The organism is Micromonospora sp. NBC_00362 (assembly GCF_026342155.1).
Taxonomy (GTDB): domain Bacteria; phylum Actinomycetota; class Actinomycetes; order Mycobacteriales; family Micromonosporaceae; genus Micromonospora; species Micromonospora hortensis.
Genome location: NZ_JAPENH010000001.1, coordinates 3,700,812 through 3,722,203, shown reverse-complemented (window position 1 = coordinate 3,722,203; position 21,392 = coordinate 3,700,812). Strand labels below are relative to the sequence as shown.

Sequence of the window (21,392 nt, the reverse complement as noted above, 5' to 3'; positions counted from 1 at the left end):
GTGCCGATCGCAGTACCCTGACGGCTTCTGACCTGGGCTACTTCGGCAGGATGGTGGAATGACCGACATTGACTGGGCGCGGTTGCGCGCCGCCGCCATCGAAGCGATGAGGCACGCGTACGCGCCGTACTCGACGTTCCCGGTCGGCGCCGCCGCGCTGGTCGACGACGGCCGTGTCGTGGTCGGCTGCAACGTGGAGAACGCCGCGTACGGGGTGACGCTCTGCGCCGAGTGCGGGGTCGTGTCCAGCCTGCACGCCACCGGTGGCGGCCGGCTCGTCGCGCTCTCCTGTGTCGACGCGACCGGTGAGCCGTTGATGCCGTGCGGCCGCTGCCGGCAGCTGCTCTGGGAGCACGGCGGGCCGGAGTGCCTGATCGAGAGCAAGACCCGGCCACTGCGGATGGCCGAGCTGCTGCCGCACGCCTTCGGCGTGGAGGACCTGGAAGCTGTCACCGGGGAGACGCCGGTGCCGGTGGTCCCGGAGCGGCTCGCCGCCTGGCGCGGACGCGGCACCGTCTTCGTGCATCCCGACATGTCCGCTGGTCAGCAGGTCTGGACGGCGTACTGGGAGCGGTCGGCGGGAGACGACGCCGGCGCCGAGACCGGGGTGCTGGAGGAGGCGCCGAGCTGGGCAGACCCGGCCGAGGTGATCACCTGGGGTCTGGCCCGCACGCCCCGGGTGGTAGTGGTGGACGCCACCGGCACGATCTTCTGGGCTGGCGAGGGTGAGCCGCCGGTGGAGATTCCGGTGCGCTGGGCTGCTGGTTGAGCTTGAGTTTGGGTTTGGTTGCGGTTGGGGGCCGGGGCCGACCGTGCCCGGCTCCCGGCGGTCAGGCTTGATCCCTCCGCCGGGCACGGTCGGCCCCGGCCCCGTCGTGGGCACCCGCCGTTCCAGGGCACGGTTGCGGGGCGGCATCTCCATCCGACTAGGGAAGATCTTCTGATGAGTAGTGGTTTTGCTGCTGTTGACGTTATTCGGGTCAAGCGGGATGGCGGTGTGCTGTCGGACGCGCAGATCGACTGGGTGGTCGACGCGTACACCCGGGGGGTTGTCGCCGACGAGCAGATGTCAGCGCTGGCCATGGCGATCCTGCTCAACGGCATGACCGGCCCGGAGATCGCTCGGTGGACCGCCGCGATGATCGCCAGCGGTGAGCGGTTGGACCTGTCGGGGGTACGCCGCCCGACTGTCGACAAGCACTCCACCGGCGGCGTCGGCGACAAGATCACTCTGCCGCTCACCCCGCTGGTGGCGGCGTGTGGCGCGGCAGTGCCGCAGCTGAGCGGCCGGGGTCTCGGGCACACCGGCGGCACGCTGGACAAGTTGGAGTCCATCCCGGGCTGGCGGGCCACGGTGAGCAACGACGAGTTCATCGCCCAGCTGGACGAGGTCGGTGCGGTGATCTGTGCGGCCGGTTCCGGGCTCGCCCCCGCCGACCGCAAGCTGTACGCGTTGCGCGACGTGACCGGCACCGTGGAGGCGATCCCGCTGATCGCCAGCTCGATCATGAGCAAGAAGATCGCCGAGGGCACCGGGGCGCTGGTCCTCGACGTCAAGGTCGGCTCGGGCGCCTTCATGAAGTCCGTCGACCAGGCCCGCGAGTTGGCCCGCACCATGGTCGAGCTGGGCGGCGCGCACGGTGTGCGGACTGTCGCCCTGCTCACCGACATGTCCACCCCGCTCGGCCTGGCGATCGGCAACGCGGTCGAGGTGACCGAGTCGGTCGAGGTGCTGGCCGGTGGCGGACCGGCCGACGTGGTGGAGCTGACCCTCGCACTGGCCCGGGAGATGCTCGACGCCGCGGGACTGCCGGACGCCGATCCGGCTGCGGCGCTGCGCGACGGCCGGGCCATGGACTCGTGGCGGGCGATGATCCGGGCGCAGGGCGGCGACCCGGACGCGCCGATGCCGACGGCCGCCGAGGTGGAGGTGGTCCGCGCCGAGCGGGACGGGTACGTCGCGGCCGTCGACGCGTACGCCATGGGGGTTGCGGCGTGGCGGCTCGGCGCGGGTCGGGCGCGCAAGGAGGACCCGGTCAGCGTGCCGGCCGGTGTGGTGTTGCACAAGCGGCCGGGTGACGAGGTGCGGGCCGGTGACGCGCTCTACGAGCTGCGTGCCGACGACGCGACGCGGATTCCGGCCGCGCTGACCGAGGCCGCCAACGCGGTGCGGATCGCGCCGACGGCTCCGGCGGCGACGTCGTTGGTCATCGAGCGCATCGGCTGATCGATCCGGCGTCGCCCTGGCGTGGTGCCGGTCACCTGGGAGCGCTATTGTCGCAGGCCAAGGGGGGACAACCGGCCTTGCGCCGGCGCGAGCAGACAGGAAGATCCGCCGTGACCGTTGCTGCCCCCGACCCACGTGAGGTGCGCGAGGCGAGCCTGGACGAGTTGTCCCGGCTCGGCCTGCCGTTGCCGCCGGCCCAGTTTCCCCTCGTGTGGGAGCCGGGTGACCAGATCGACCTGCGCCCGACAGTGGAGATCGAGGCGCGGATCGCTGTGTTGCACCTGATCCTGGCCCGCTGTTTCGGGATGCCCCCGCAGGCGGCGATGAGCTGGCTGCTCGGCTCGCACCTGGTCGACATGGTCACCCCGCCGGAGTGGCAGTTCGTGATGGGCGGCAAGGGTGACCACCGGTCGTTCGTGCTGCACCACGACGCGCTCTTCGCGCTGGCCTGGGTGCTCGGGCTGAGCAAACAGCTCGATCCGACGCTGGCCGTCGACGAGCGGCTGGTCGAGCGGCTGCCGCACATCGCCCAGGGGGAGACCTTCCCGCACTGGCGCTCCCGGATCCTCACCGCGCCGCAGCACCCGGCCGACGCGGCCGCCCTGCTCGACCTGCACTACTGCCTGGACTGGGCGTACCTGGAGACCGAGCGCGGCGGCCGGCGGGCGCCGGGCCTGGTCGACGCGAACGCGATCGGGCAGCGGCGTTGGGCGCTGGAGTGGGCGGTCATCCTGCGTGGGCCGTACCACGACGAGCCGCCCGGCTGGGAAGAGGTCGACCTCTCCACCTGAGGTCAGCGAGGTCGCAGGACGTCGAGCCGGACCGCCACCGTGACCCGGATCGGGTCGGGCAGCGCGGCCAGCCGGGTGGCGAGCGCGGCTGGGTCGGTGTGCCAGGCGCTGGGGCCCATCCCGACCAGTGTGGCGACCTCCGGCCGGGTCAGCGCCAGTTCCGCCCGGTGCACGGTCGAGCTGACCGGCGTGAAGTGCTCACCCAGGCTGCCGGCTACCCGGTCGGCCTTGTCCGGGTCCACCCGCAGCAGGTCGAGGGCGTCCACCAGCTCGGCGAGGTGGTCGGTGTCGGGCGTGACCACCAGCAACGTGCCGGCCGGGTCGAGCACCCGGTGGAACTCCGGGCCGTTGCGCGGGGCGAAGACGTTCAGCAGCACGGCGGTCGAGGCGTCCGCGAGCGGCAGTCGCTGCCAGGTGTCGGCGAGCGCGGCGGCGGCCCGGGGATGCGCGCGGGCGGCGCGGCGCAGCGCCGGCTTGGACACGTCGAGGGCCAGACCCACGGCGTCCGGCAGTGCCGCCAGCACCGCGCCGAGGTACCGGCCGGTGCCGGCGCCGGCATCCACCACCAAGGGGTACGCCCCGAAGTCGGGTGTCGGCGACGCGTGGCGCCGACCGGCGGCTTCCGTCGCGGCGGTGGAGAGGGCGGCCGAGATGTGGTCGTAGTGCCCGGCGGCGAGGAAGTCCGCCCGGGCGGCCACCATCTCGGCGCTGTCGCCGACGTGCGGGGCGCGCCCGGCGAGGAGGTTGACGTATCCCTGCCGGGCGATGTCGAAGCTGTGCCGGCGCGGGCAGCGCAGCGCACTGGTGGTGCCGGCGGTCGCCTCGGCCAGCGGCTCGCCACAAATCGGGCAGCGCAGCCGGTCGAGGATGCGGGGGTCCACGTCAGACCTCCGCATCGTGCCGTGGCTGGGGCGCCCGCCCACCGAGGTGGTCGACCACCCGGTGGGTGAGCGCGCCGAGGGCGTCGATCTCCGCCGGGGTGAGCAGGTCGATCAGGTGTCGGCGGACGGCGGCCACGTGGCCGGGGGCGGCGGACTCGATGGCCTGCCGCCCGGCGGGGGTGAGGACGACGACCGAGCCCCGGGCGTCATCGGCGCACTCCTCGCGGGTCACCAGGCCGCGCTGCTGCATCCGGGTCAGGTGGTGGGAGAGCCGGCTGCGCGACCACAGCATGCGGTCTGCCAGCTCCCGCAGGCGTAGCTGCCCATGCGGGGTCTCGGAGAGGTCGGACAGCACGTCGTAGTCCGGCTCGGAGAGGCCGGCGTCCTGGGCCAGCTCCCGGGCCAGCTCCAGGTCGAGCAGTCGACGCATCCTGCGGTAGCCGCGCCAGGCGCGGTCCTCGCGTTCGTCCAGCCACCGGGGTGCGTCCATCCGTCGAGTCTAACGCTTTCGTTGACATGTCATCGATCTGGCTCTAGATTCGATGACATGTCAACCAATTCCGACCGACTGTGGGAGCTGTTCGGTCAGCGAGGGCGCGGAGTGCTGGTCACAGTGCGTCGGGACGGGCGGCCCCAGCTCTCCAACCTCGACTACCTGGCCGAGCCGGGGTTGATCCGCTGCTCCACCACCGGGGACCGGGCGAAGGTGCGCAACCTGCGCCGCGATCCCCGGGCCAGCTTCCACGTGACCACTCCGGACGGCGACGCGTACGCGGTCGCGGAGGGGACCGTGACGCTCAGCGAGCCGGCAGGGGCCACCACCGACGAGACGGTCGACGAACTGGTCGAGGTCTACCGCCGGATTCGCGGCGACCACCCGGACTGGGCGGACTACCGGGCAGCCATGGTTGCCGACGGGCGGCTCGTGATCCGGCTCGACGTGCACGGGGTGTACGGCTGGCGGCCGTGACGCCCCGGCCGGTCCCGTACCGGTCCGTCCAGGCCGCTGACTAGGGTCTGAGCATGGTCGCAACTATCCGGTACGAGGACATCGTCAAGGTCCCGAAGGCGCTGCTGCACGATCACCTCGACGGCGGGCTGAGGCCGGCGACGATCGTCGACCTGGCCGCCGAGGTGGGCCACGAACTGCCCACCACCGACCCGGAGGCGCTCGGACGCTGGTTCGCGGACGCGGCGGACTCCGGCTCCCTGGAGCGCTACCTCGAGACGTTCGCGCACACGGTGGCGGTCATGCAGACCGCGCCCGCGCTGCGTCGGGTCGCCCGCGAGTGCGCCCTCGACCTGGCCGCCGACGGTGTGGTCTACGCCGAGGTGCGGTTCGCCCCGGAGCAGCACCTGGAACGGGACCTCAGCCTGGACGAGGTGGTCGAGGCGGTGCTGGCCGGGTTCGCCGAGGGCACCGCACAGGCGGTCGAGGCGGGCCTGACCATCCGGGTGGGCACCCTGCTCACCGCGATGCGGCACGCCGCCCGTTCCCAGGAGATCGCCGAACTGGCCGTGCGGCACCGGGACGCCGGGGTGGTCGGCTTCGACATCGCCGGCGCCGAGGCGGGCTTCCCGCCCACCCGGCACCTGGACGCCTTCGAGTACCTGCAGCGGGAGAACTTCCACTTCACCATCCACGCCGGCGAGGCGTTCGGTCTGCCCTCCATCTGGCAGGCGATCCAGTGGTGCGGGGCGGACCGGCTCGGCCACGGGGTGCGGATCGTCGACGACATCGCACCCGACGGATCACTCGGCCGGCTGGCCGCGTACGTCCGGGACAAGCGGATCCCCCTGGAGCTGTGCCCCTCGTCGAACGTGCAGACCGGCGCGGTGGCCTCGATCGCGGACCACCCGATCGGCCTGCTGCGGGACCTGCGTTTCCGGGCCACAGTCAACACCGACAACCGGTTGATGAGCGGCACCTCGATGTCGCGGGAGATGTCGCTGCTGGTGGAGACGTTCGGCTATGGCTGGAAAGAGTTGCAGTGGTTCACCATCAACGCGATGAAGAGCGCCTTCATCCCGTTCGACGAGCGGCTGCGGATCATCGATGACGTGATCAAGCCGGCGTACGCGAAGCTGTTGGCCTGAGCTCAGCCATGTGGGTGGCCGGCGAGCAGCCCGGCCACCCGGCGCAGCACCTCCCGGGCGCGGGCCGCCTCCGCGCCGAGGCCCATCTGCCGACGCAGCACCGCGGGCTCGGCCCGTAGCAGCGACACCCCGCGTCGAATCAGCACCCGAGGCGCCTTGCGCTGCTCGGACAGGTCGCGGGCGAGTCGGCGCAGGAAGGTGGCCCCGCGCGGGCGGCGCAGCGCGTACGCCCCGGCGAGCAGGCCGCGGCTGCGGCACTCCTCGACGATCTCGGCGGCGAAGATCCCTTCGGCCACGAAAAGTGGCGATCCGGCGACATCAAATGGCCGGGTGGCCACCCGTCGATCGGCACCGATCGCATAAACCGGCACATCGGCTCGGCCCTCGCGGGCTAGTTGGGCAATGATTTCCACCGCACTGGGGGCGTCCCAAGAGTGCGGCGATTCCCAATCCACCTGCCCGTTTCGTCTCGGCAACGTAGGGTCATCGCCGTCTTTGTAGAAGTCGTCCAAGCACAGCACCGGCAAACCGGTTTGCTGCGCTATGTACGACTTTCCGGACCCCGATGGGCCGGCCAGTAGGACAACACGGTGCGGATGTTCCATTACCTTCAGTTACTCCGGCCAGACAGACTGCTATCAAATCGCATCAACATCTCATCACACCTTCGGTCCGGGACAACCTGGGCTTTCTTCTTGTCGACCGGCGTGATGGAATCTCGGGGGTCCGACCCGCCGGGTCGGTCGCTGGGCGTTGCCCGGGGCAACGCGTTCAAGCTGTAATCGCGAGGGCGGTGACGTGAGCAAACGGCCAAAGACGGCGGGCTCCTTCCTGTCGCGGCTGCGCCGGCCGGCCAGCCGGCTCCGGGACATGCCGATCTGGTCCAAGCTCGGTCTCATCATGATCGTGCCGACCATCGCCACGGTCGTGGTGGGCACCAGTGGTCTTATCGACCACGTGGAGACGCTCAACAATGCCAACCGAGCTGGCGACCTGGCGAATCTGTCGAGCTATTCAGGTGATCTGGTCGACAGCCTGCAGGACGAGCGGACCGCCGCCGTGCTGCTGCTGGGCGCGAACGGGACGCAGCCGACGGCCCAGTACCAGGAGGCCTACAACCGGGTGAACTCCCGGGTGGATCAGGATGCGGCCCCGTACCGGCAGCAGCGGGCCGAGGTCGAGGACCTGCCGAGCAGCCTCGAGGGTCTCCTCGACAGCATCGACCAGAACCTCCAGGACCTGGCGGGCGTCCGCAGCCAGGTGTTCAACGGAAAGCTCGCGCTCACCGAGACCGTGCAGGCGTACGAGGGTCTGATCAGTGACCTGCTCGCCATCCGCGACTCGTCCACGCAGCTCGCCGGTGACAACCAACTGAGCGACCGGATGCGCGCCGCCGCGGCGGTCGCCCGGGAGAAGGAGTTCCTGGCCGTACGCCGGGTCGTCGTGCACCGCGCGCTGGGCGTTCAGGGCCGACAGCGCCTGACCCCGGCACTGCGCAGGGACTACGTCGCCAGTGACACCGGTCAGCAGCAGGCTCTGCAGAGCTTCAAGGCCGTCGCCACCCCGGACGACGCGAAGTTCCACGACCAGACGGTCGCGGGCGGCGACCGCCGGCAGGCACAGAACTACACCGGTTGGATCGACGGCAACACCACCGGCGACATGCGCGGTGCGCCGTTCGGCCCGGACCAGTGGGAAGCCGCCATGACGGCCAACGCCAAGCTGATCCGCACCGTCGAGCGGAAGCTCGACAGTGAAGTGGTCAACCAGGCCGACACCCTCCGCTCGGACGTCCAGCGCCAGGTCTTCCTGGAGACCGGCCTGCTGCTCAGCATGCTGCTGCTGGCCATCCTCTTCGCCTACCTGGTGGCCCGCTCGATGGCCCGCTCACTCCGTGAGCTGCGGCAGGGCGCGCTCTCCGTCGCCCAGTACGGCCTGCCACAGGCGGTGGCCCGTCTGCGCGACCCGCAGGTCGTCGGGCAGCTCTCCCCGGTGCAGCTGGCCAACCAGATCGCCGAACCGCTGCCGGTGCGCAGCAAGGACGAGTTCGGCCAGGTGACCGAGGCGTTCAACGCCGTCCACCTGGAAGCCGTCCGCACGGCCGCCGAGCAGGCGGCACTGCGTGCCTCCGTCGCGACCATGTTCGTCAACCTGGCCCGCCGTTCCCAGATCCTGGTCGACCGCCTCATCGGGCACCTCGACCGGCTGGAGCGCGGCGAGGAGGACCCGGACCGGCTGGCCGAGCTGTTCCAGCTCGACCACCTGGCCACCCGGATGCGCCGTAACGACGAGAACCTGCTGGTGCTCGCCGGTGCCGACTCCACCCGTGTGCAGCGTGAGCCGGCCGCCCTCATCGACGTGCTGCGCGCCGCGCAGTCCGAGGTCGAGCACTACACCCGGATCGATTTCGGTGTCATCGACCGCGACATCGAGGTCGCCGCGCACGCGGTCAACGACCTGGTGCACCTCGTCGCGGAGCTGTTCGACAACGCCACAGCGTTCTCCCCGCCCGACTCGCAGGTCATGGTCGAGGCTCGCCGAGTCGGCGACCGCTCCTCGCTGTACGTCGAGGACCGCGGCATCGGCATCAGCGCCGACCAGCTGCACGACCTCAACGAGCGGCTCGCGACGCCGCCCCAGGTGGACGTGGCCGTTTCCCGGATGATGGGCCTGGTCGTGGTCGCCCGGCTGGCGTCGCGGCACGGTGTCCGGGTCGAGCTGCGCCCCGGCAACGATCGCGGCACGGTCGCCGAAGTGAGCCTGCCGACCTCGGTGCTGGTGCCCCGGGCGCTGTCCGGTCGGGTGCAGCAGCCTCCGGCGCTGCCGGCGGCCGGTACTCACCAGTTCGGTGGCCCGCAGTCCGGTGCTCCCCAGTTCGGTGGTCCGCAGTCCGGTGGGCCCGCGCCGGTCTTCGGCGCGCTGCCCGCGCTGGGCAACGGCCCCCGCCCGAGCGAGTCCGGCAACCAGGTCACCCTGGGCGGTCGCCCGTTCGACCCCGCGACGCGCAACGGTGCCGGCACTCCCGCCAACGGCGGCGCGTACCGCTCGATGCCGGCCTGGTCCGATCTGACCGGCGCGGCCGGGACGAACGGCGTCAACGGCGGCGACGGGTTCACCCCCCGCTCGGCGAACGGCCCGGGGGCCGACCCGCTGCCGCAGCGCCGGGCCGGGGACGAGACCCCGACCACCGGCCAGCAGCCTTCCATTCCGCGTCAGCTGCCGAGCAGCCCCGAGACGCACCCGTACTCGGCACCACCGGTTTCCGCGCAGCCCTACTCCGGTGCGCCGGTCTCCGCCTCGCCGGCCTCCGGCCAGCCGTACTCCGGACAGCCCTACTCGGGCGCGCCGTACGGCGGCGCGCCGGTGTCCGCCGCTCCGGCCTCCGGGCAGCCGTACGCCGGTCCGCCGGTGTCCGCGTCGCCGGTCTCGGCCTCGCCGTCGTCCGGTCTGCCGTACTCGAACCAGCCCTACTCGGCGCCGCCGGCGTCCAGCCAGTCGTTCAGCGGCTTCGCGCCCCGATCCGCCCCGCCCGCGCAGGCACCCAACGCTCCGGCGCCGCCGGCTTGGCCGCCGGTGCCGGGTAGCGACCGGGACACGGCCACCCCGCCGGTGCCCGAGCGGCTCGCCGCCGCGCTGGACATGACGACGGAACTGCCGCGGGTGCCGCGACCCGGCGAGCAGCCGGCCGCAGCCCAGCCTCCGGCTCCAGCGCCGACTCCGGCAGCAGCGCCGGCTCCGGCTCCGGCTCCGCAGACTCGGCCGGCACCGCAGCAGCCGCAGGCGCAGAACCGTCAGCGGTACGCGGATGAGACGATGGAGCTGCCGATCTTCCGGGAGCTCGAGTCGGCCTGGTTCCGTACCCGTCGCCCGGGCTCCGAGGAGACCGCGGCCGGCGCTCAGCCAACGACGAACGGCGACTCCGCGACCCAGCAGTTCGCCACAGTCGAGGCCAGCGGTCGGGCAGTCCACAAGACACCACCCGGGACGACAGGTAACACACCGATGGCAGACACTCCGACGGTCGGAGGAGCGCCGCGGGACAACGGCTCCACAGCGAACGAGGGCACCCGCCCCAGCCTCGCCGAGAGCCTGCCGAACCGCCGGCCCCAACCGCAGAGCAACGGCTGGCAGACCGCCGCCGACGACGGCTGGCGTGCTGCCTCCGCAGCGGCCGGCGCGGCGCCGGTGAGCGAGACCACCACTACCGGTCTGCCGAAGCGCAAGCCGATGGCGCAGCTGGTACCCGGTGCGGTAGAGAAGCCCACCACCTCGGTCCAGCGGCGCTCCCCGGAGGCGGTTCGTGGCCTGCTCTCCGCCTACCACCGGGGCGTGCAGCGAGGGCGTAGCACCTCGGACAACCCGACCAGCCCGGAGGCGACTCCGGGAGGGCAATCCTCGCAGTCTGGCTCAGGCCCGGTGGCCGGGAGCGGGCAGAAGGAGCAAGAAGGATGACAACTACGCAGGATCTTGGTTGGCTGCTGGCCAACTTCGCCGACCGGGTGCCCGGCGTCGCGCATGCGGTCGCCGTATCGGCGGACGGCCTACTCCTCGCGTCGTCACGGGATCTGCCGCGCGACCGGGCAGACCAGCTCGCCGCGATCTCGTCGGGTCTGGTCAGCCTGACCCAGGGGGCGGCACGCTGCTTCGAGGGAGGCGCGGTGTTGCAGACCGTCGTGGAGATGGACAATGGCTTCCTGTTCCTGATGTCCATCTCGGACGGCTCGTCCTTCGCCGTGCTGGCAGCCCGCAGCTCCGACGTGGGCCAGGTTGGCTACGAGATGGCGCTGCTGGTCGACCGGGTGGGCGACGCACTGACCCCGCAGCCGCGTGCGGCCGCGGGCATGCTGGGCTGACGTCTCGCCGATCGTGAGGTCGGCACGACTGCAACAACGACAACGACGGGTTTCACCGGTGGGAGCCGGTAACGGGTGCGAAGGAGGTGAGCGGCGAGATGGCCGATCGTGACGAACCGACCGGAGCGTTGGTCCGTCCATACGCCGTGACCCGTGGTCGCACCCGTCCCCGGCTCGACATCGCGCTGGAGGCGCTCGTCGAGACGACGGTGCGCGGCCGTACCGCTGCCAATGGCAACGGTGGTGGCCGCGAACACCAGTACATCGCCGCGCTGTGTGACGGTCGCGTGCAATCGCTCGCGGAGATCGCGGCGCGGATGCAGCTCCCGCTCGGTGTGGCCCGGGTGCTCATCGCCGACATGGCGACGGACGGCCTGGTCGCGGTCCACGAGCCGACCATTTTGGACGACTCCGACGACGCGGTGGGCACTGAACTGCTGGAGAGGGTGCTGAGTGGACTTCGCAGGCTCTGACATGTCGCACCGCCCGCCGAACCCGAGCGGCCGCGTGACGTCGGCGAAGATCGTTATTGCCGGTGGATTCGGCGTCGGTAAGACGACGCTGGTCGGCTCGGTCTCGGAGATCACGCCGCTGACCACCGAGGCCATCATGACCTCCGCTGGCGTGGGCGTCGACGACACCCGGCAGGTGCCGGGCAAGACGACGACCACGGTGGCCATGGACTTCGGCCGGATCTCGATCGACCGTGACCTGATCCTGTACCTGTTCGGTACGCCGGGTCAGACCCGTTTCTGGTTCATGTGGGACGAACTGGTGCGGGGTGCGATCGGTGCGGTCGTGCTGGTGGACACTCGCCGGCTGGCCGACTGCTTCGCGGCGATCGACTTCTTCGAGCACCGACGCCTGCCGTACCTGGTGGCGATCAACTGCTTCGACGGGATGCAGTACCACGACCCGCAGGACGTCCGGGACGCCTTGGCGATCTCGAGCGACGTGCCGGTGGTGGCCTGCGACGCCCGTAACCGGGAGTCGACGAAGCACGTGCTGATCTCGCTGGTCGAGTACGTGCTGACCATGCGCCGTACGCGCGCCGTCGCCCCGGCCTGATCCGGGACGCTGCACGCCCCGGTGGTGGCTCCGGCCGCCACCGGGCGCTGCCAGCCGCCCCGGTGGGTGCCTCCGCGCCGACTCGTCGCTCAGACGAGCCTGCGCGCCGCCAAGCCGCCTCCTGACGACCTGGAAGCTGTCAGCCCCTTCCCGGGGGCCAGGCCCAGCCACGGTCCTCGCGAGGCGGCTTCTGCGTGCCCGGGGATCGCCCTGCTGACGTAGAAGCGCCCCCAGCCAGCTGGCTGGGGGCGCTTCTACGTGTGAGAAGGGGGTTCAGGACTGGTAGCCCGCCGAGCGGTACTCGTACTCCCGGTCGTCGTCGCGGTCCCCGTGGTCGCGGCTGAAGTCCCAGCCGCCGGCCGCCTCGCGACCGGGCCGACCACCCACAGCGAAACCGCCGATCTCCTGGCCGCGACGCCAGCCACGGAAGTAGCCGGTCGTGTTCTCCGCGAGGCTTGCCGCATCACGCACTATCCGCAACGGGCGCTCCTCGCGAAGCGGCGAACCCGGCACCAGGTTGGCCTGCGGCACGCGCTTCGGCAGCCCGGCGTTGGTCTCGGCGCCCACCGCCGGGCGGGCGGCCTGCTCCGCGGCCTGCCAGCCGGTGTCGGCGGTGGTCGACCAGTCCAGGTCGGACTCCTCGGCCTGCCCGACGAACCAGGCCGACTTGGCCTGCGCGAAGATCAGCAGATCGCCGTCGCCCTCATCGGCGACCGGCGGCGGTCGGTGCTCCATCGGCGGCGGCCGGTGCTCGACCGGGGGCGGCGGCCGGTGCTCGGCGGCGCGCTCGGTGCGGGCAGCCGCCCGACCGTTGCGAGCGGCCTGCTCCCGGTCGACCAGGCGCAGCGGCGGCGTCTCCAGGTGCTGGTCCGCGGGAGGGTTGAGCCCCTCGCGCAGCGCCCGGTCGGCCAGCGGCGGCGGCTCCACCAGCCGCAGCATCGGCGGCTCCGGAGGCAGGTCGTCCGCCAACCACGGCGGGGTGACCCGACCGTCGGCCCGACCCGGGTCGGTCGGGGCGTCGACACCGCGGCTGCCGCCGTACGAGTAGGCCACCGGGTTGTTCGGTGAGCTGTCGGACGGGTCCTCCGGCTTGTTGACCAGCGGCCAGTTGGCTCGGGAGCCGGGCGGCGCCACCTCCTGCCCCGGTCGGGGGGTCGGCACCGGAATGCTGAGATCGGTGGCGCTGAACCCGCCGGTGGGCGGCTCGTCGACAGGGCGTTGCTGGTGGCTCGGCCGGGGCTCGCCGTTGGTCTTGGGGCGGGGCGGAATGACCGTCCGCTGGCGTTCGGCCCGCGCGTTGTTGATCGCGGCGGTGGTCAGCGTCGGCCGGAACGGCTCACCGGCCTCGGCTGGCGGCACCATGCCGCGCTGCGTCGGCGCGATCGGGGTGATCCCGGGCGGCGGAGGCGGCGGAGAGGAGACGGGCCGGTTGGTCGGGCCGTCGATCCGGCTCGGAAGCGGCTCGCTGCGACTGGGCAGCGTGGACGCCGGCGGACCAGCCATCGCCGCCGGGGTCATCGGCGCGGGTGCGACCGGCGGCGGCGTGACCGGCGCGGGGGCGACCGGCGGCGGCCCGAGCGGGCGGGGCGACGCCAACGGCGCGTTACCGGGGACCGGCTCGGGACGGCTGCGCCGCCCGACGGCGGGCGCCGGGTCGGCGGCTGCCGGGGTGGGTCGGACCGACCGCAACCCGGCGTTGGTGCCGGCGAGGCCGGTCATCCCGGCGTTGGTGCCGGCCAGGCCGGTCATCCCGGCGTTGGTGCCGGCCAGGCCGGTCAACTCGCCGACGGACTCGCCGCGGCGGGCCGCGGCCCGCCGCCCGGGTGCCTGGACAGGCGTGCTGACCCGTGAGCTGAGCGCGCTGACCAGCGCCTCACAGCCGGCGTCGCAGGCCCGTACGGAGGCGACGGCCTGGCGGACCGTCTCTGCCACCGCGGACGTGAGCGCCCGGTTGACCGCGGCACGTCGGGGTGTCTCGGAGATGGCGACCCGCAGGGCGGTGACCGCCTCGTTGATCTCCTCGGCATCGGCGACCCCGTCCGCGGCCAGGTGCGCGGCGATGGCATCAGCCGCGACCGACACCTCACGGCCCCGGGCCACGGTGCCGCCGAGCATGCCCGGCTCGGGCAGCGCGTCCAGCACGGCCAGGGAGACCGGCTCGGCCGGGTCCGGGTATGCGCGCAGGGCCGCCGGGTAGAGCTCACGCAGAACCTCGCGCAGCGCCACGGCGGCGGAGTGTCGGCCACTGGCCAGCGCGGCGTGCGCGGCGAGGACCTGCTTGTAACCGGCGAGGTCCCGGGGTGCCGGCAGGGTGACGGCGGAGAGCGCCCCCGCCTGCAACGCGCGGGCGAGGCCGACCGCCCGTCGTTCGACCGGAGGCGACTGCATCTCCTCAAGGGAGTCGTCATCGGCGAACCGCTCGGCGAAGTCGTCCACCGAGTCGTCGTCAGCGATCGCCAGGGGTCGCCCCGCCGCGCTCAGCAGCGAGGTGACCGTGTGGTCGTCGCTGTCGGCGGCGATGGCCGCACCGCTCGGCCCGCCCGACCGCTCCACGAGCAGCGCGACGAGCTGGGCGTAGCCAGCGGCGTCATCGCTGATCTCGCAGACATGCAGCAGACGGCCTGCGTCGTCGACCACAGCGGACGTCAGCATCGAACCGGCCGAGGCCGGTCGGTCAGCCGAATCCGCCGAGGCCAGACCGCAGTAAACGCGCACGAGCGCCACGGCGTCGTCCTCCTCCCGGGACAGGTCTTTCCTCTGCCAGCAACTGATGCTCCCCGGTACGGGTCAGTCGCGCCAGTCCACCACCGCAGAGATCTTGCCGACAATGGTGCGCCAACCCAAACTTGCGGTCTGCGCCCCGATCTTCTTCAGCCGTCGCCGAGCCATGAACGCGCCGATCCCACCGTTGGCGGTGCCACGCAGCGCCTCGTCCAGGTCGTCGAGGCTGGAGCCGGCGGAGAGCATGTCGAGTACCGCAGGCAGCCGCAATGCGTACGAGAGGTCCCGCGCGGCCTCACCCGCCTCGATCAGCAGGGTCGAATCCCACGTGTCGTGCCCGCCGCGCAGGTTCTCCACGACCAGGTCGAGCTCGTAGGTGTCCTCGTCCAGCGGAGCGATATCTGCCGGCTCCACCCGTTCGGACAATTCATTCCAGCTGTCCAGTTGGGACAGATCGTTTGGCGCACCGGATCGGATGAAACTGACGAGCGACTCGGGGGTCTTGAACAGCAGCAGCTTGCCTCGGTTGCTGAGGAAGACCGGCACCTCCTCGTCGTCCGCCTCGTCCGTGACGGCCTCGTCCGACTCGTCGTCGGTCTCGGTGTCGGCGGCGGCGCCGTCACGGCGGCGCTTCGACTCGTCGTCCTCGTCGGCGAACTCCTGGGCCAGCTCCTCGTCGAGGATGACGACGGTCTCGTCGTCCTCTTCCTCCTCGATCGCCTGGCGGCGGGCGAGGAAGGGGTCGTCCTGGTCGCGCTCGGTCACGTCGGTCGGGGTCAGCGAGCTGGCCGGTCGGTACGCCCGGAGCGTGAAGCCGGTGCCGGCGGGCAGGGCGATCTCCACTGGGTCGATGCGCAGCTCGTCCCAGAGTGAGCGGTCGATCGACGCCGACGGGCGGTCGGTCTCGGTCTCGTCTGGCTCGACCGCGCCGGTGGTGTCGTCGAGCTCGGGCTCGTCGGCGTCGGGCCGTTGGGGCGACTGGCGGGCCACGCTGACCTCCGTGTGCTTCGGGTTGCCCACCCACCGGGGTCTCTGACCGGCGAGTGACTCTGGGCACATACCCTAGTCGGCAGCCCTGGGTGACCGATGCCCGCACCCCGGTGGCCGGTTGGCGCACGGGTCCGACCTGCTGGTCGTCACCGCTGGCGAAGCGGCGGTTCGACAAGTAGCGTAGCTACGCATGAAGGCCCAGGAACTGCACGGCCATCTCGACGCTCTGCTGCTCGCCGTGCTCGAACAGGGCGCGCTGCACGGCTACGCGATCATCGAGGCGCTGCGCGCCCGCAGTGACGGCAGTCTGGATCTGCCCACCGGCACCATCTATCCGGCGCTTCGTCGCCTGGAACGCGCCGGTCACGTGGCGAGCGCCTGGAGCACCGTCAGCGGCCGGGAACGGCGGACGTACCAGCTCACCGACTCCGGCCGGCGGGCGCTGGCCGGTGAGCGGGCCGGCTGGCGCGAGTTCCAACTGACCGTCGGCCGGTTCCTCGACCCCGGCAGCCCGCCCACCCCGGCCTGACCCGCTCGAATCCGAAGCCGATCAGCGCGTGGCGGCCAGCAGCCAGCCGCGGGCCGCGCGGGTCAGCGAGAAGTAGGCGCCACCCACCAACACCGCACCGATGATCATCGGTGGCCAGTGCGCCGCCGCGTCCCAGAGGTTGAGCGACCAGGTGAAGAGGGCGCTGCCGGCCACTATGCCGAGGATCAGGACGCCGGTCAGGCCGGCGCCCACCGCGCGTTGGGCCAGGGCCAGGCCGGGCCGTGGCGCTCGCGCGGTCGCCCAGACCACCAGCAGACCGGCCACCGAGAGCACCAGCGCGCTCATCCAGATCCAGTCGACCGAGTTGGAGAGCAGCAGGTAGCCGGCCGGAGGGCGTGGGCCACCACTCCAGCTCGACCCCCGCCAGGTCAGATCACCGGCGAACACCCCCACCCCAGCGATCGCCAGCATCCGCAGGGAGAGCCCACGCAGGGCGCCCACCGCCAGCTCGGCCTGCCAGGACGGGAGCACCTGCGCCGGTGAGCCGAACTCCACCACCGCCCGGCGCTGCGCCTCGGTGGGTGGCACCCCGCTCTCGCGGTACGCCTCGACGGCGTCCAGCAACCCGTGTCGGGCCTCGGTCAGTAGGTCGGACTTGAGTCGCGCCGGCCCCTGCAGTCGAGCGGCCAGCTCCCGCAGGTGCTCGTCGACCATCACGTCCTCACCGCGCCCCATGGCACCACACTGCCACGGACTCCCGCCGGTCGACGTCCGGGAGAACCCTGGTCCGTCCCCGAGTCGGGTCAGGGGGCGAGCGCCAGGTAACCCCGTTCGGCCGCGGCCTGGAGCAGCCACTGGTCCCGGTACCAGCCCGGGGCCGCTACCAACTCGGCGTGCCGACCACGCTGGATCACCCGACCGCCGTCCAGGACCACTATCTCGTCCAGCTCGGCCAGCCCGCTGAGCCGGTGGCTGATCAGCAGCACCGAGTGCCCGGCGGGGGTGGCGGCGAGGGCGGACGCGAGCACCGCGTCCGCGGCGGTCGGGTCCAGACCTTCGGTGGGCTCGTCGAGCACCAGCACCGGCGGCGCGGCGAGTAGTGCCCGGGCCAGCGCCAGCCGCTGCCGCTGCCCGCCGGAGAGCTGCCCGCCCTCCTCGCCGACCAGCGTGTCCCAGCCCGCCGGCTGAGCGCGGACCCAGTCCAGCAGTCCGGCGGCGGCGGTGGCCGCGGTCAGCTCCTCCTCGCCCGCTCCGGCCCGCCCGAGCAGCAGGTTCTCCCGCACCGTGGCATGGAAGACGTACGCCTCGGCCAGCAGCCCGCCGACGGCGCGCGGCAGGGCCTCCTCGGCGTACGCCGAGAGGTCTTGACCGTCCAGGGTGACCCGGCCGGACACGGGCCGGACGGTGCCGGTCAGCACCGCGGCCAGCGTGCTCTTGCCGGCGCCGCTCGGGCCGACGACAGCGATCCGGCGTCCCGCCGGCAGGTCCAGGCTGACCCCGTCCAGGGCGGGCGCCGCACCGGCCCGGTACCGCACTGTCACGTCGTCGAAACGCAGCTCGTGCGGGCCGGTCAGGTCCGTTGGACCGGCCGCCGGCGGCGCGGTCGGCGGGTCGGCGTCGAGCAGGTCGGCCACCCGGCTCAGGCCGGGCCGTAGCTGCGTCCACTGCCGGGCCGCCGCGACCAACGCCAGCGTCACCTCGACGGCGGCCAGTGTGCCGACGGCCAGGACGCCCACCAGCACGCCCGACACGTCGGCGGCGAGCGCGACAAGCACCACCGCTGCCGCGGTCACGCCGGCGGCCAGCACGCCGGCCGCGTCCACAGCGAAGCCGGTGGCGGCCAGCCGACGTTCCAGCCGGGCCAGCCGGTGGGCGCGCTGCTCGGCGGCGCGCAACGTGACGTCGGTCGCCCCGAACGCGGCCAGGTCGGCCGCGCCGTGGGTGAGGTCGATCGCGTCGGTGGCCAGCGCGCCCCGCAGGGGGGCCACCTCGGCCGCGCTGCGGCGGGTGACAGCGGTGGCCAACGCGGGCAGCGCCACCCCGGCGACCAGCAGCCCGACGGCGAGCGCGCCAGCGGCCGGTGGTGAGATCAGCGCCGCCACGGCGACCGCCAGGACACCGACCACTGCCGCCGCCGAGGCGGGCACCAGCACCCGCAACAACAGGTCCTGCACGGCCTCCACGTCGGAGACCAGTCGACTCAGCACGTCCCCGGAGCGGTGCGCAGTGCCACGGCGGGCCGCCAGGGTGGCGAAGACCCGGGCCCGGACATCGGTGATCATGCGGAGCACCGCGTCGTGCCCGGCGAGCCGTTCGGTGTAGCGGAACACGCCCCGGCTGATCGCCAGCGCCCGGACCGCGACGATCGCCACAGTGAGGCGGTCCAGCGGAGGCTGACCGGCGGCGCTCATCAGCAGCCAGGTGGCGGTGGCCATCAGGGCCAGGCCGGCGAACTCGGTGGCGGCCGCCAGCAGCCCGGCTCCGATCAGGCGGCCCAGGTACGGCCGGGCCAGTCGCAGCACTGCCCGCTCGGCGGCGGCCCGCCCGGCCGGTGCCGCGTCGGCCACCACCGCCCGCCCGTGTTCCCCGGTCATCGGGCGGCCTTCCCGGTCGGCTCGGGTGTCAACTCGGTGACCAGACCGTCCTCGATGCGCAGGATCCGGTCGGCGTCGGCCAGCAACGCCGGTCGGTGCGCTACCAGCAGCGCCGTCCGCCCGGCGACCAGGCGACGGGTGGCGTCGAGCACCACCGCCTCGGCCGCCGTGTCGAGGCGGGCGGTGGGTTCGTCGAGCAGCACCACCGGGGCGGCGCGCAGGAACGCCCGGGCCAGCGCCACCCGCTGCCGCTGCCCACTGGACAGCCCGTGACCGCGCTCACCGAGCAGGGTGTCCAGGCCGTCGGGCAGGCCGGCCACCACGTCGTCCAGGGCGGCGTCGCGCACCGCGGTGGCGAGGACGTCGGCCGGGGTGTCCGGCGCGCCGAGACGGATGTTGTCGGCCAGCGAGGCGGCGAAGAGGTGGGCCCGCTGCGGCACCCAGGCGAGCTGCCGGCGCCAGGCGTCCGGGTCGGCGGTGGCGAGGTCGACCCCGTCCACCGTGATCCGGCCGCTGGTCGGCACCACGAAGCCCAGCAGCAGACCGAGCAGAGTGCTCTTGCCGGCGCCACTGGGACCGATGATGGCGATCCGCTCGCCGGGCCGGATGGTCAGCGTGACGTCGCGCAGCGCGGTGGTCCGCTCGTACGCCACTGTCACCCCCTCGAACCGGATCTCGGCCCGAGCGTCGGGGACGGAGGCGCCCTCGGCGGCCCGGGGCGCGGGGGGCGCGGCGGAGACGGTCAACGCCTCGTCCAGCGCGGCCAGCCCCTCCATGCTGGCGTGGAAGCGGCTACCGGCGGCCCGCAACGGCAGGTACGCCTCCGGCGTCAGCAGCAGCACCAGCAGCGCGGTCTGCAGGGCCAACCCGCCGCCGAGCAGGCGGATGCCGACCGGCACCGCTACCAGCGCCACCGAGAGGGTGGCGACCAGTTCGAGGACCAGCGCGGAGAGGAACGCGATCCGCAACGTCTTCATGGTGGCGACGCGGTGACCGTCGGCCATCCGGCGTACCACGTCGGTCTGCGCCCGGGCCCGCCCGAACGCGCGCAGGGTGGGCAGCCCGGCGACCATGTCCAGGAAGTGCCCGCCGAGCAGCGCGAGCCGCCGCCACTGCCGCTCGGTGGCGGCCTGCGCCTGCCAGCCGAGCAGCGCACCGAAGACCGGGATCAGCGGCAAGGTCAGCGCGATGATCACCGCCGAACTCCAGTCGGCGAAGACGACCCGCGCCAGCACCGCCAGGGGTACCGTCACGCTGAGCACCAGTTGCGGCAGGTACCCGGTGAAGTACGCGTCCAGCGCGTCCAACCCACGCCCGGCCAGTGTGGCGATCTCACCGGCCCGCTGCCCGGCCACCCACCCGGGCCCGTGCCGGCCCACAGCGCCGAGCAGGTCGGCCCGCAGCGTTGCCTTGACGGTGGCGGCGACCCGCGCCGAGACCGTGCCCTGCGCCCAGACGAGTGCCGAGCGGGCGGCGACAGCGACCACGAAGCCGGCAAGCGCCGGTCGATCCAGCCGACCGTCGATCGCGGTGGCCAGCAGCGACGCGAGCGCGGTGGCCTGCGCCACGATCAACCCGGCGGCCAGCACCCCCAGGAGCCCGAGCACGGCAAGATCGCCCCGGGCCGCAGGGACCCGGCGCAGCAGACGCGGGTCGAACGGACGGCGGCTCACCAGTACACCGGTGCCCTACCGTCGGTCCGTCCTCGGAAAACCCACCAGCACATCGCCTGGAAGCCTAGTAGGGCCGGAAGTAGCGGTAGCGCCACCCAGCCCAGCAGCCGCAGTGTCGGTGCGCTGGCGGCGGCGTCGGCCACCCGCAGCGAGGCGTCCGGGTCGGTCGTGGACACCAGCACGTAGGGCCAGAGAGCGGCTCCGACCAGCAGCACCGGCAGCGCCAGGGCCGCGCCGGTGGCGACCAGAGCCCACCCTGGCCGCCGCCGGGCCAGCGCCGCGCGGGCCGCCAGCAGCGCCGCCACGAGCAGCACCGGCAGGAGTACGGCCACCGCCGGCCGCTGCACGGCGTCGCGTACCCGGGCGGAGAGCAGGCCCACGACGGTGGCCACTGCGACAGCGGTGAGCGCCACCGGCACCAGCCGGCGGGCCGTACGACCGACCACGACGGCGGCCTCGGCCGACAGTCGCAGGGTGAGGAAGGTCGCCCCGTGCACCGCGACCACTGTGACCATGGCCAACCCGGCGGCGGCCGCGAACGGGGTCGCCAGGTGTGCCACGCCGGCGACGTGCCCGTCGGCCTGGAGGGGGACGCCCTGCAACAGCGCGGCGAGCAGCACGCCCCAGCCCAGCGCGGCGAGGACGCTGCCGATCATCACGACGCGGTCCCAGCGGGCCCGGATCCGCTCGTCGTCGGGTCGGCTGCGCAGTTGCACCCCGACGGTGACCAGGATGACGCCGACCAGCGCGCCGGCTACCGCCGGATAGCAGCCGGCGAGCAACTCGCCCTCCAGCAGGGGGAACGCGCCGAAGAGGATGCCCACGGCGGCCACCAGCCACACCTCGTTGCCGAGGAAGAACGGGCCGAGCGCGGTGAGCGCCTCCCGCCGCCCGGCCGGCCCGACGCCGCGGGCGAGCAGCAGCCCGACGCCGTAGTCGTAGCCGGCGAGCACCAGGTAGCTGGCGAAGAAGAGGCCGAGCAGGGCGTACCAGGCGAGGTCCACTGT

19 protein-coding genes are annotated in these 21,392 nt (G+C 72.8%); 10 read left to right on the top strand and 9 right to left on the bottom strand.

All coding sequences use genetic code 11. From position 1 onward, the window contains the following. Positions 1 to 58 precede the first annotated feature (58 nt). The 3 genes from OG992_RS16850 to OG992_RS16840 all read left to right on the top strand — a co-directional run bounded on the left by OG992_RS16850 (position 59) and on the right by OG992_RS16840 (position 3,018). On the top strand, positions 59 to 769 hold the full coding sequence (locus OG992_RS16850; protein ID WP_238683582.1) for a cytidine deaminase: 711 nt from the start codon (positions 59 to 61) through the stop codon (positions 767 to 769). Positions 770 to 943: 174 nt separating this feature from the next. Then, positions 944 to 2,227 (top strand): thymidine phosphorylase, encoded by a 1,284-nt coding sequence (locus tag OG992_RS16845; protein ID WP_266303702.1) that lies wholly within the window; start codon positions 944 to 946, stop codon positions 2,225 to 2,227. 110 nt (positions 2,228 to 2,337) lie between these two features. After that, a complete protein-coding gene (locus tag OG992_RS16840) occupies positions 2,338 to 3,018 on the top strand; it encodes a DUF4272 domain-containing protein (protein ID WP_238683580.1) in 681 nt (226 codons plus the stop codon). Positions 3,019 to 3,020: 2 nt separating this feature from the next. Here the strand turns inward: OG992_RS16840 and OG992_RS16835 are convergent, their stop codons facing one another. Then, entirely contained in the window at positions 3,021 to 3,899 is an 879-nt protein-coding gene (locus tag OG992_RS16835) for a putative RNA methyltransferase (RefSeq protein WP_238683579.1), read from the bottom strand. Position 3,900: 1 nt separating this feature from the next. Further along, the gene (locus tag OG992_RS16830) at positions 3,901 to 4,389 is read right to left on the bottom strand and encodes a MarR family winged helix-turn-helix transcriptional regulator (RefSeq protein ID WP_238683578.1); all 489 of its coding nucleotides are present in this window, start codon (positions 4,387 to 4,389) and stop codon (positions 3,901 to 3,903) included. A gap of 57 nt (positions 4,390 to 4,446) precedes the next feature. Between OG992_RS16830 and OG992_RS16825 the strand changes: the two genes are divergently transcribed. Both OG992_RS16825 and OG992_RS16820 read left to right on the top strand, forming a co-directional pair. Further along, a complete protein-coding gene (locus OG992_RS16825) occupies positions 4,447 to 4,869 on the top strand; it encodes a PPOX class F420-dependent oxidoreductase (RefSeq protein ID WP_266303701.1) in 423 nt (140 codons plus the stop codon). 53 nt (positions 4,870 to 4,922) lie between these two features. Then, complete coding sequence (locus OG992_RS16820; protein ID WP_238680481.1) at positions 4,923 to 5,996, top strand: adenosine deaminase; 1,074 nt, start codon at positions 4,923 to 4,925, stop codon at positions 5,994 to 5,996. A 2-nt stretch (positions 5,997 to 5,998) separates the two neighbouring features. Here the strand turns inward: OG992_RS16820 and OG992_RS16815 are convergent, their stop codons facing one another. Further along, positions 5,999 to 6,292: a hypothetical protein gene (locus OG992_RS16815; RefSeq protein WP_238683575.1), complete on the bottom strand. Its 294-nt coding sequence runs from the start codon at positions 6,290 to 6,292 to the stop codon at positions 5,999 to 6,001. A 502-nt stretch (positions 6,293 to 6,794) separates the two neighbouring features. On the opposite strand from OG992_RS16815, the gene OG992_RS16810 reads away from it, so the two are divergent. The 4 genes from OG992_RS16810 (at position 6,795) to OG992_RS16795 (ending at position 11,917) form a co-directional block, all read left to right on the top strand. Then, positions 6,795 to 10,448: a nitrate- and nitrite sensing domain-containing protein gene (locus OG992_RS16810; RefSeq protein ID WP_266303700.1), complete on the top strand. Its 3,654-nt coding sequence runs from the start codon at positions 6,795 to 6,797 to the stop codon at positions 10,446 to 10,448. Further along, positions 10,445 to 10,849, top strand: a complete 405-nt coding sequence (locus tag OG992_RS16805; RefSeq protein WP_030329023.1) for a roadblock/LC7 domain-containing protein — start codon at positions 10,445 to 10,447, stop codon at positions 10,847 to 10,849. Before OG992_RS16810 ends, OG992_RS16805 begins: the two co-directional genes overlap by 4 nt. A gap of 98 nt (positions 10,850 to 10,947) precedes the next feature. Then, positions 10,948 to 11,322 carry a DUF742 domain-containing protein gene (locus tag OG992_RS16800; protein WP_124820399.1) on the top strand — a complete coding sequence of 125 codons (375 nt, stop codon included), beginning with the start codon at positions 10,948 to 10,950 and terminating at the stop codon, positions 11,320 to 11,322. Position 11,323: 1 nt separating this feature from the next. Then, a complete protein-coding gene (locus OG992_RS16795; RefSeq protein ID WP_007455465.1) occupies positions 11,324 to 11,917 on the top strand; it encodes an ATP/GTP-binding protein in 594 nt (197 codons plus the stop codon). 273 nt (positions 11,918 to 12,190) lie between these two features. Here the strand turns inward: OG992_RS16795 and OG992_RS16790 are convergent, their stop codons facing one another. Together OG992_RS16790 and OG992_RS16785 are read right to left on the bottom strand one after the other, a co-directional pair. Beyond that, positions 12,191 to 14,665: a transposase gene (locus tag OG992_RS16790; RefSeq protein ID WP_266305219.1), complete on the bottom strand. Its 2,475-nt coding sequence runs from the start codon at positions 14,663 to 14,665 to the stop codon at positions 12,191 to 12,193. 39 nt (positions 14,666 to 14,704) lie between these two features. Then, positions 14,705 to 15,658 carry a DNA primase gene (locus OG992_RS16785; RefSeq protein WP_266303699.1) on the bottom strand — a complete coding sequence of 318 codons (954 nt, stop codon included), beginning with the start codon at positions 15,656 to 15,658 and terminating at the stop codon, positions 14,705 to 14,707. Positions 15,659 to 15,818: 160 nt separating this feature from the next. Between OG992_RS16785 and OG992_RS16780 the strand changes: the two genes are divergently transcribed. Continuing rightward, complete coding sequence (locus OG992_RS16780; protein ID WP_266303698.1) at positions 15,819 to 16,157, top strand: PadR family transcriptional regulator; 339 nt, start codon at positions 15,819 to 15,821, stop codon at positions 16,155 to 16,157. A 21-nt stretch (positions 16,158 to 16,178) separates the two neighbouring features. Here OG992_RS16780 and OG992_RS16775 read toward each other — a convergent pair whose 3' ends face one another. The 4 genes from OG992_RS16775 to OG992_RS16760 form a co-directional block, all read right to left on the bottom strand. Further along, positions 16,179 to 16,853, bottom strand: coding sequence for a permease prefix domain 1-containing protein (locus OG992_RS16775; protein ID WP_266303697.1), 675 nt, complete (start codon positions 16,851 to 16,853; stop codon positions 16,179 to 16,181). Between the two features lie 68 nt (positions 16,854 to 16,921). Further along, on the bottom strand, positions 16,922 to 18,712 hold the full coding sequence (cydC, locus tag OG992_RS16770) for a thiol reductant ABC exporter subunit CydC (protein ID WP_323181878.1): 1,791 nt from the start codon (positions 18,710 to 18,712) through the stop codon (positions 16,922 to 16,924). Further along, a complete protein-coding gene (cydD, locus tag OG992_RS16765) occupies positions 18,709 to 20,385 on the bottom strand; it encodes a thiol reductant ABC exporter subunit CydD (RefSeq protein ID WP_266303696.1) in 1,677 nt (558 codons plus the stop codon). Before cydD ends, cydC begins: the two co-directional genes overlap by 4 nt. Continuing rightward, positions 20,382 to 21,389, bottom strand: coding sequence for a cytochrome d ubiquinol oxidase subunit II (locus OG992_RS16760; protein ID WP_238684469.1), 1,008 nt, complete (start codon positions 21,387 to 21,389; stop codon positions 20,382 to 20,384). Before OG992_RS16760 ends, cydD begins: the two co-directional genes overlap by 4 nt. Positions 21,390 to 21,392: the final 3 nt, after the last annotated feature.

Excerpts from the sequence above, each read along its gene's own strand:
- OG992_RS16780 (WP_266303698.1), top strand. The coding sequence starts at position 15,819 with ATGAAGGCCCAGGAACTGCACGGCCATCTCGACGCTCTGCTGCTCGCC.
- OG992_RS16850 (WP_238683582.1), top strand. The coding sequence starts at position 59 with ATGACCGACATTGACTGGGCGCGGTTGCGCGCCGCCGCCATCGAAGCG.
- OG992_RS16820 (WP_238680481.1), top strand. The coding sequence starts at position 4,923 with ATGGTCGCAACTATCCGGTACGAGGACATCGTCAAGGTCCCGAAGGCG.
- OG992_RS16775 (WP_266303697.1), bottom strand. The coding sequence starts at position 16,853 with ATGGGGCGCGGTGAGGACGTGATGGTCGACGAGCACCTGCGGGAGCTG.
- OG992_RS16825 (WP_266303701.1), top strand. The coding sequence starts at position 4,447 with ATGTCAACCAATTCCGACCGACTGTGGGAGCTGTTCGGTCAGCGAGGG.
- OG992_RS16805 (WP_030329023.1), top strand. The coding sequence starts at position 10,445 with ATGACAACTACGCAGGATCTTGGTTGGCTGCTGGCCAACTTCGCCGAC.
- cydC (WP_323181878.1), bottom strand. The coding sequence starts at position 18,712 with ATGACCGGGGAACACGGGCGGGCGGTGGTGGCCGACGCGGCACCGGCC.
- OG992_RS16795 (WP_007455465.1), top strand. The coding sequence starts at position 11,324 with ATGTCGCACCGCCCGCCGAACCCGAGCGGCCGCGTGACGTCGGCGAAG.
- OG992_RS16800 (WP_124820399.1), top strand. The coding sequence starts at position 10,948 with ATGGCCGATCGTGACGAACCGACCGGAGCGTTGGTCCGTCCATACGCC.
- OG992_RS16830 (WP_238683578.1), bottom strand. The coding sequence starts at position 4,389 with ATGGACGCACCCCGGTGGCTGGACGAACGCGAGGACCGCGCCTGGCGC.
- OG992_RS16845 (WP_266303702.1), top strand. The coding sequence starts at position 944 with ATGAGTAGTGGTTTTGCTGCTGTTGACGTTATTCGGGTCAAGCGGGAT.